Genomic DNA, 4,542 nt, shown 5'->3' with positions numbered 1-4,542 from the left:
GAGCAGGCTCGCTCCCACAGGGGGCTGCGGCGCACACAAATCCAATGTGGGAGCGAGCCTGCTCGCGATGAGGCCATTGGAAACAATGAAGGTCTTGAGCGGTACTTGCATCTTCAGTCCCCCACCCGCATAAATTACCCAATGAATCTGCCCATCCCCACGGACGCGGCCCTGGCAGGCTTCCACCCCGCCGTCAGCGCCTGGTTCAGCAATACCTTCCCGACGGTCACCGCCGCCCAGGCCCGGGCGTGGCCGTTGATCCGCCAGCACCGCTCGACCCTGATCGCCGCGCCCACCGGGTCCGGCAAAACCCTCACGGCCTTCCTCGCGGTCATTGACGACCTGGTCCATCGCGGCCTGGAAAATGAAGGCGGGTTGCCTGACGAAACCCTGGTGGTCTACGTCTCACCGCTCAAAGCCCTGTCCAACGACATCCAGATCAACCTGCAAAACCCGCTGGCCGGCATCACCGAGCAATTACGCGTCATGGGCCTGCCCGAATTGCAGATCAACACCGCCGTGCGCACCGGCGATACGCCGCAAAAAGACCGCTCGGCCATGCGCCGAACGGCGCCGCACATTCTGGTGACCACCCCGGAGTCCCTCTACGTGCTGCTTGGTTCCGATTCCGGCCGGCAGATGCTCGGTACCACGCGCACGGTGATCGTCGACGAAATCCACGCCATCGCCGCCAGCAAACGCGGCAGCCATCTGGCCTTGAGCCTCGAACGATTGCAGGCGCTGTGCGCGGTCCCGCTGATGCGGATAGGCCTGTCTGCCACGCAAAAACCCATCGAAGCGGTCTCGCGCTTCCTTGTGGGCCGTGACCGCGAGTGCGAAATCATCGACATCGGTCACGCCCGCCCGCGGGATCTGGACATCGAAGTGCCGCCAGTGCCGCTCTCGGCAGTGATGGCCAACGATGTCTGGGAACGGGTCTACGACCGCCTCGCTGCCCTTGCCCGCGAACATCGCACCACGCTGATTTTCGTCAACACCCGACGCCTGGCCGAGCGCCTGAGCCGGCACTTGAGCGAACGCCTCGGCAAGGAGGCCGTCGCCGCGCACCACGGCAGCCTGGCCAAGGAGTTTCGCCTCGACGCGGAACAGCGGCTCAAGCGCGGCGAGCTGCAAGTGCTGATCGCCACGGCCTCGCTGGAACTGGGGATCGACATAGGCGACGTCGACCTGGTGTGCCAGATCGCCTCGCCGCGCTCGATTGCCGGTTTTCTGCAACGGGTCGGCCGCTCCGGGCACCAGGTCGGCGGCACGCCCAAGGGCCGTTTGTTCGCCACCACCCGAGATGACTTGATCGAATGCGCCGCCCTGCTCGACTGCGTGCGCCGTGGCGAACTCGACACCCTGCAGATTCCCAAGGCGCCGCTGGATGTCTTGGCGCAGCAGATCATCGCCGAAGTCAGCTGCCAGGAATGGCAGGAGCAGGCCTTACTGGAGATGTTCCGCAAAGCCTCGCCCTACGCCGACCTCGACGAAAAGCATTACCAGGCGCTGCTGAATATGCTCGCCGAGGGCTACAACGGTCGCCAGGGGATTCGCAGCGCCTACCTGCACCGCGACGCCGTGACCCGCACGTTGCGCGGTCGTCGGGGCAGCAAACTGACGGCGGTGACCAGCGGCGGAACGATTCCGGACAACGCCGATTACAGCGTGCTGCTGGAGCCTCAGGGGCTGAACATCGGCAGCGTCAACGAAGACTTTGCCGTGGAAAGCATCGCCGGGGATATCTTCCAGTTGGGCAATACGTCGTACCGGATCCTGCGCGTCGAAACCGGCAAGGTCCGGGTCGAAGATGCTCAGGGCCAGCCGCCGACCATTCCGTTCTGGCTTGGGGAAGCACCGGGACGCAGCGCTGAATTGTCATTCGCCGTCGCGCGCCTGCAAGCGCAGCTCGATGACCTGCTCGGCGCCACACCGGGTAACTTGCAACCGGCCATCGACTGGCTGACCGACACCCTCGGCCTGAACCTCGCCAGCGCCGAGCAACTGGTGGATTACCTGGCCCGCGCACGCCTGACATTGGGCGCCCTGCCCTCGCAAGACACGCTGCTGATGGAACGGTTTTTCGACGAATCCGGCGGCACGCAACTGATCATCCACTCGCCGTTCGGCAGTCGCATCAACCGCGCCTGGGGCCTGGCCTTGCGCAAGCGGTTCTGCCGCACCTTCAACTTCGAATTGCAGGCCGCCGCCAGCGAAGACGCAATCGTGCTGTCGCTGTCCACCAGCCACAGCTTCGAACTCGACGACGTCTGGCGCTATGTTCACAGCAACACCGCCGAGCACCTGTTGATCCAGGCGATACTCGATGCGCCGCTGTTCGGCGTGCGCTGGCGCTGGAACGCCGGGGTCGCACTGGCGCTGCCGCGTTACACCGGAGGGCGCAAAGTCGCGCCGCAGATCCAGCGCATGAAAAGCGAAGACCTGATCGCCAGCGTGTTTCCCGATCAGATTGCCTGCGTGGAAAACCTCGCCGGTGAACGCGAAGTGCCCGAGCATCCGCTGGTGGAGCAAACCCTCGACGATTGCCTGCACGAGGCCATGGACAGCGAAGGCTGGCTGGCGTTGTTGCGGCGCATGGAAAGCGGCGACGTCCGACTGATCAGCCGCGATTTGCCGGCGCCCTCGCCGCTGGCAGCAGAAATCCTCAGCGCCCGCCCCTATACCTTTCTCGACGATGCGCCGCTGGAAGAACGCCGCACCCAAGCGGTGCTCAACCGGCGCTGGACCGACCCGCAGTCCACCGACGACCTCGGTGCGCTGGATGCCGAAGCGATTCAAGCGGTGCGCGACGAAGCCTGGCCAGCCCCGACGGGCGTCGATGAAATGCACGAAGCCTTGATGAGCCTGGCGTGCATCACCGATGCCGAGGCACAGGCCAATGCGCATTGGCTCGACTGGCTCAACGTCCTCGCTGCAAGCGGTCGCACCAGCCGTTTGCAGCTCAATGCCGGGCAATCGCTGTGGTTGGCGTTGGAGCGTCTGACCTGCCTGCGGGCGATTTATCCACAGGCAGATTTGCTGCCTCCGCTGGAGGCGCTGCCGGGATTTGATGAGGTCTGGGAAACGGACGAAGCCGTGCTGGAAGTGATTCGCGCGCGGCTCAGTGCGTTTGGCCCACTGCCGTTGCAAGCGATTGCCGAACCTTTGGGATTGCCGGCCATTGAAGTCACCCAAGCGCTGGCGCAACTGGAGCGCGAAGGTTATGTGCTGCGTGGTCAATTCACCCCTGGCGCCATCGAGGACGAATGGTGTGAGCGGCACCTGCTCGCGCGGATTCATCGCTACACGGTCAAGCGTCTGCGGCGGGAAATCGAGCCGGTGGCGTTGCAGGATTTCATGCGCTTTCTGTTCGACTGGCAGCACTTGTCCGCCGCGACGCAAGGCCAGGGCAACGCGGTGCTGCCGGCCATCGTCGCGCAGTTCGAAGGCTATCCCGCTGCCGCTTCAGCCTGGGACAGCGACCTTCTGCCGATGCGGATCAAAGGCTATTCGGCAAGTTGGCTGGACGACCTGTGCCGCAGCGGCAAGCTGGTCTGGACCCGCCTGACCGCGCGCAACAAGACGGCCGGCACGGCGTTGCGCAGTACACCGATTCTGCTGCTACCGCGCAGCCAGGTCGGGTTGTGGAGCAGCCTGACCGAGCAGACCCCGGTCAGCGAACTGTCGCCCAAGACGCAAAAGGTCTACGAAGCACTCAGCCAACATGGCGCGCTGTTTTTCGATGAGCTGATTCACGAGGCGCACCTGCTGCGCACCGAGCTGGAAATCGCCTTGCAGGAACTGGTCGGCGCCGGACTGGTGAACGCCGACAGTTTCGCCGGCCTGCGAGCGCTGATCACCCCGGCCAGCAAGCGACAGAACCGCAGCAGCCGACGTGGGCGTGGGGCGTTCGTCGGCGGGATGGACGATGCCGGGCGCTGGGCCTTACTGCGACGCGGTCCCGCCGTGCCGGTTGTGGATAACAAACGCCCGACGCCGACGGCGAGCGACACCCTGGAACACATCGCCATGACGTTGCTGAGACGCTACGGCGTGGTGTTCTGGCGCTTGCTGGAGCGGGAAGCGGATTGGTTGCCGAGTTGGCGGGAATTGCTGCGCACATTCCATCGGCTGGAGGCGCGGGGGGAGATTCGCGGTGGGCGCTTTGTCAGTGGCTTGGCCGGGGAGCAGTTTGCGTTGCCTGAGGCGATACCGTTGCTGCGCGAAGTCCGGCGCCGGCCGCATGACGGGAGTTTGATCGCGGTGTGCGGGGTTGATCCGCTGAACCTTGCCGGGACGTTACTGCCCGGAGCGAAGGTGCCGGCGTTGGCGAGTAATCGGCTGGTGTATCGAGATGGGTTGCCGGCGGCGGCCGAGATTGCTGGCAAGCAGGTTTTCTGGGTCGAGCTGGATCAGCAATCGGCTGCTGAATTACACAGCAAGCTGATCCGCCACAATCCCCTGTAGGAGCGAGGCTTGCCCGCGAAGAACGAAGACACTGTTCTACTGATACACCGCGGTGCGCCCTTCGCGGGCAAGCCT

The 4,542-nt window shown here is 64.5% G+C and carries 1 protein-coding gene; it reads left to right on the top strand.

Annotation, left to right across the window (positions count from 1 at the left end):
• Positions 1-141 precede the first annotated feature (141 nt).
• Positions 142-4,467: a DEAD/DEAH box helicase gene (locus tag QMX98_RS32550; protein ID WP_282411973.1), complete on the top strand. Its 4,326-nt coding sequence runs from the start codon at positions 142-144 to the stop codon at positions 4,465-4,467.
• Positions 4,468-4,542 lie beyond the last annotated feature (75 nt).

The organism is Pseudomonas sp. PS02303, assembly GCF_029959925.1.
In the GTDB taxonomy this organism is placed as follows: Bacteria; Pseudomonadota; Gammaproteobacteria; order Pseudomonadales; family Pseudomonadaceae; genus Aquipseudomonas; species Aquipseudomonas mandelii.
This window is presented reverse-complemented; position numbering and strand designations above follow the sequence as displayed.

Coding starts and splice junctions, on each gene's coding strand:
- QMX98_RS32550 (WP_282411973.1), top strand. CDS start 142: ATGAATCTGCCCATCCCCACGGACGCGGCCCTGGCAGGCTTCCACCCC.